Origin of the sequence: Falsiroseomonas oryzae (assembly GCF_027856955.1) — a bacterium.
Classification (GTDB): Bacteria; Pseudomonadota; Alphaproteobacteria; order Acetobacterales; family Acetobacteraceae; genus Falsiroseomonas; species Falsiroseomonas oryzae.
Map to the genome: position 1 here is coordinate 1 of NZ_JAPSMD010000452.1, position 4,224 is coordinate 4,224.

Below are 4,224 nucleotides of genomic sequence, written 5' to 3' on the forward strand. Positions count from 1 at the left end.
ATCCCGACCTCGCCGCGCCGCCCCCGCCGCCGCGGGGCTGAACCGCGGCGACCGGGGCGCGCCGCGGGCGTTGGGCTGGGCGCCCACTGGCCGGAGGATTCATGCGCCGACGCCTGCTGCTGCTCGCCGCCCCGATGCTGCCGGCGCTGACCGGGGCTGCCGCACAGGAGGCGCGGCCGGCCGACCGCCCCGCCTTCATCGAGGTGATGCCCGCCGAGGGCCGCATGCCCGTGCGCATCGCGACCGGCCAGGTGGTGCGGATCGGGCGTGCCGAGGGCCATACCGTGCTCGACACCACCGCCTGGGTGCAGCAGCGCACGGTCGAGCCGGTCGATTCCGTCGCCCGCCGCCTGCTGGCGACCGGCCTGCGGCTGGTGCCGCTGACCGACCTGGCGAACGGCCGCATCTGGCTGGCCGCCGACCGCGTCGTGCTGGTGCGGGAAGCGCATGAGCGCCACGCCGCGGGGGCGCGGGCCGCCATCGTGATGGTCGGCCTGCGCTTCGGCACCGACGTCGCGGTGCGCGAGAGCGTGGCGGAGGTGATGGCTGCGCTGGAGCAGTGAGGGCCTATGCCCCTTCGGCGCCAGCCCTGCCTCGTCCAGGCTTTGAAAGGTCGGTCGCGCCCCCACCCCGACCCTCCCCCGCAGAGCGGGGGAGGGCGCATGGCGCGCCGACGATCCCTCTCCCGCGAAGCGGCAGAAAGTGCCGAGCGAAGCGAGGCAGGTGGGGGCGCGACCGGCCTGCTCGGGTTGGCGCCTGTTGGCCTACGCCCCCAGCATCGCCTTCAGCTTGCGCACCGCGCTGTCGGGCGTCGTTACCACCGGGCGGCCGGCCGCGGCCTCCACGGCCGCAGCCGCGCGGGCCAGGCTGAACTGGCCGAGCAGCACCACGTCGCAATCCCGCAGGGACCGTGCGGCCTCCGCGGCCAGGCGGTCGTGGCGCTCGACATCGCCGGCATCCAGCGCCACCAGCGCGCCCTCGGCCAGGCAGGGCACCACCTCCACGCCCGGCGGGAACTCGGCGGGCATGGAGGCCAGCGTGCCGGGGAAGGTGGCCAGCAGGCCGATCCGCCGGCCGAGCCGGACCGTCTCCGCGATCGCGGCCTCGTTCGGCTTCAGCACGGGCATCGGCGCCAGATCGCGCGCGCAGGCCTCGATGCAGGGTCCGAAGGCGGAGCAGGTGAACAGGATCGCATCCGCCCCGGTGCGCGCCGCATAGCGCGACAGCGTCAGGAAGCGGTCGGTCATCGCCGGCGTCAGCCGCCCGTCCCGCGCCAGGTCGGCCGACAGGCTGTCATCCAGCAGATTCATCAGCCGCGCCGCCGGCCAGGCGGCCCGAAAGGCGGCCTCGATCGGCGGCGGGGAGTGCCGCAGCGCGTGGATCAGGGCAATGCGCAAGGTCAGCGACCGGTGCAGCGCCGCAGCGGAGAGGGGAACTCGGCGCAGTTGGGGAAGACGATCTCGTCCGGCCCGACGCGTTCGATCCGCAGGCTGTTCGGGCCGCCCTGGCAGCCGAAGCCGCTGTCGGGCGGGACCCGGGCACCAAAGGGCGTGGCCTGTGGCGCGGCGGGGACGAAGCGGAACTCCAGCCCGTTCTCGGTCGCGGCGACCGTCTCGATCAGCCGCTGGCGATAGGCGACGTCGAAGGCGGAGGCGCGCATCACCACGTCGCGGGTGAAGATCACTGCCGGCTGGCCGGTGCAGCGCGCGCCCTCGGTCTCGGTCGGCGGGAACAGGCCGCCGGTCCAGGTGCCGAACACCCAGGCATGCGGCGGCTCCGGTCGCTGCTGCGCCGAGCCGCCGCTGCCGAGCGCAAGCGCCATCGCCGCCACCAGCATCCAACGCCGCATGCCATGCCCCCCGTCGTCAGGCGCCCATCCTACGCGCCCCGGCCGGGATCGGCCATCCGGGGCCGCGGCGCCGGCAGGCAGCGTCAGGCCCGCGCCGGCGCGACCGTGCCCGGCTCCGGGTCCTTCACCGGCATGTGCACGATGGCCGCGAAGGCGGAGGCCAGGATGCCGATGGTCCACATCAGGTCGTAGGAGCCGGTGCGGTCCAGGATCAGCCCGCCGAGCCAGGCGCCGCTGAAGCCGCCGATCTGGTGGCCGAAGAAGACCAGGCCGAAGATCGTCGCCAGCCAGCGCGTGCCGAAGTTGCGCGCCACCAGCGCGACGGTGGGCGGCACGGTGGACAGCCACAGCAGCCCCATCAGGGCGGAGAACAGCAGCACCGTCTCGGTCGTCTTGGGCAGCGCCATGAAGCCGGCCATCAGCACGCCGCGCGCGGCGTAGATGCCCACCAGCAGCTCGCGCCGCCGCCAGCGCTGGCTGATCTCGCCGGCCGCCAGCGATCCCGCGATGTTGAACAGCCCGATCAGCCCGATCGCGCCGGCGCCGACGGCCACCGGCAGGCCGCAGGAATGCACGAAGCCCGGCAGGTGGACCGTCAGGAAGGAGACGTGCAGCCCGCAGACATAGAAGCCGAAGAACAGGAACCAGAAGGAGGGCGTGCGGAAGGCGCGCGACAGCGCCTGCTTCGCCGTCTCCTCCGTCCCGGCGGCGGCCTTGGGCGCCGGGCGGTCGTTCAGCGGGATGGCCAGCGGAATCATCAGCAGCGCCGCCCCGGCCAGCAGCCACAGCGTCCACTCCCAGCCGATCCCGGCGATCCCGAAGCCCGCCACCGGCACGACCAGGAACTGCCCGAAGGAGGACCCGGCGGTGCCCAGCCCCACCGCGCGGCCGCGCTCGGTCTCCGGCAGCAGGCGGGTGAGGGAGGCGATGATCACCGGCATCCCCGCCGCCGAGACGGCGACCCCCATCACCAGACCGGCGAAGAAGGTGAAGAGGCCGAGCCCCTCCGACAGCGCCATCCCGGCGATGCCGAGCGCGTAGAGCACCGCACCGCCCATCACCACGGCGCGTCCGCCTACCCGGTCCGCCACCTGGCCCCACAGCGGCTGGGTGGCGCCGTTCAGCAGCACCTGCAGCGCGATGGCGAAGGCGAAGCCGGAGGCGGTCCAGGCATGCGCCTCCGTCATCGGCGCCAGGAACAGGCCGAAGGACTGGCGCAGGCCCGTGGCAAGCGCGGCGCAGAGCACGGCGCAGAGGATCAGCAGGCCGGCGGCGGCCGGCATGGCCTTGTCGGACATCGCGGGAGACCTCGGTTTGCGCGGTGCAGCATACCCAATGCTGGAAGGTGGGCTCAACGTGCCGCCGCCGCCGCCCGGCGCATGGCTCCCGCGCGTCTCCTACGCGACCGCCGGGTCCGTGCGTGCGGCCAGCAGGTTGGCGATGCCGTCGGACTGCGCCGAGAGGGTGGATGCGGCAACGGGATCCAGGCCCGAATCGGCGCGGATCGACCAGAAGCGGAATCCCATGCCGTCCAGCAGCCCGATCAGCTCGGCGGCGCTGCTGCCATGGCCGCGCAGCATGGCCGGCGCGAACTCGAACAGGATGCGCACGCGCGGGGAGCGGGCCAGCAGTGCCGCCATGCCGCGCAGCGCATAGGTCTCGGTCCCCTCGATATCCATCTTGACGACATCGGCGGTGAAGGCCGGGTCGGGGAACAGGTCGTCCAGCGCCACGACGCGGCAGGCCTCGGTCTCCGGTGCGTTCGGCCGGTTGCGCGCGCCGCGGCGGGTGCCGGTGGCGATGTTGCCGCCGCCGCCATACTCCCAGGAGAAGCTGAGCTCGCTGACGCCCTCCGCCGCCCCCGCTGCCGCCTGGTGCAGCGTGGCGAAGCCCGTGAAGCCGTTCACCGCGAGCGAGCGGCCGAGCAGCGCGGCGTAGCGCGGATTGGGCTCGAAGGCGTGCACGCGCCCGGTCGGGCCGGTCGCCGCCGCGCCGAGCAGCGTATAGACGCCGAGATGCGCGCCGAGGTCCAGCACCGTGTCGCCCGGCCGGATCAGCCGCTGGAAGAGCTGCGTGTAGTTCGGCTCCCAGATGCCGAACAGCATGACGTGCGGCGCCACGTCCGTGCCGCGCGTGTCGAGGTAGATCGGCAGCCGCCCATGCAGGATGGAGAGCGCGGTGTCGTCGCCGAGCCAGGCAGTGGCGCAGTAGTGCCAGGGGTTGACGCGCTGCGTCAGGTGGGCGGCGACCTCCTCCAGCCGCTGCGGCATGCGTGCCAGCGCGGAGCGCTCGGCGGCGCGCGCCGCGGCGGCCGGTCCACCGGCCGCCAGGGTCAGCCGCTCGCCGGCCGCGGTCAGCGTCCGGCCGGCGAGGCG

At 74.1% G+C, this 4,224-nt stretch carries 5 protein-coding genes; 1 reads left to right on the forward strand and 4 read right to left on the reverse strand.

Translation table 11 applies throughout. From position 1 onward, the window contains the following. Positions 1 to 101 precede the first annotated feature (101 nt). Positions 102 to 563 carry a hypothetical protein gene (locus OZN99_RS26765; protein ID WP_270938282.1) on the forward strand — a complete coding sequence of 154 codons (462 nt, stop codon included), beginning with the start codon at positions 102 to 104 and terminating at the stop codon, positions 561 to 563. Positions 564 to 764: 201 nt separating this feature from the next. On the opposite strand, the gene OZN99_RS26770 is transcribed toward OZN99_RS26765, so the two are convergent. From OZN99_RS26770 to OZN99_RS26785, 4 genes are all read right to left on the reverse strand, one after another. Further along, complete coding sequence (locus tag OZN99_RS26770) at positions 765 to 1,397, reverse strand: aspartate/glutamate racemase family protein (RefSeq protein ID WP_270938283.1); 633 nt, start codon at positions 1,395 to 1,397, stop codon at positions 765 to 767. Between the two features lie 2 nt (positions 1,398 to 1,399). Continuing rightward, positions 1,400 to 1,849 (reverse strand): hypothetical protein, encoded by a 450-nt coding sequence (locus OZN99_RS26775; RefSeq protein ID WP_270938284.1) that lies wholly within the window; start codon positions 1,847 to 1,849, stop codon positions 1,400 to 1,402. 83 nt (positions 1,850 to 1,932) lie between these two features. After that, entirely contained in the window at positions 1,933 to 3,147 is a 1,215-nt protein-coding gene (locus OZN99_RS26780; RefSeq protein WP_270938285.1) for an MFS transporter, read from the reverse strand. A gap of 99 nt (positions 3,148 to 3,246) precedes the next feature. Beyond that, on the reverse strand, positions 3,247 to 4,224 hold a 978-nt coding region (locus OZN99_RS26785; RefSeq protein ID WP_270938286.1), incomplete at its 5' end, for an FkbM family methyltransferase.

Bases quoted from the DNA above. Each gene is read 5' to 3' on its own strand.
- OZN99_RS26775 (WP_270938284.1), bottom strand. From the start codon at position 1,849: ATGCGGCGTTGGATGCTGGTGGCGGCGATGGCGCTTGCGCTCGGCAGC.
- OZN99_RS26780 (WP_270938285.1), bottom strand. From the start codon at position 3,147: ATGTCCGACAAGGCCATGCCGGCCGCCGCCGGCCTGCTGATCCTCTGC.
- OZN99_RS26765 (WP_270938282.1), top strand. From the start codon at position 102: ATGCGCCGACGCCTGCTGCTGCTCGCCGCCCCGATGCTGCCGGCGCTG.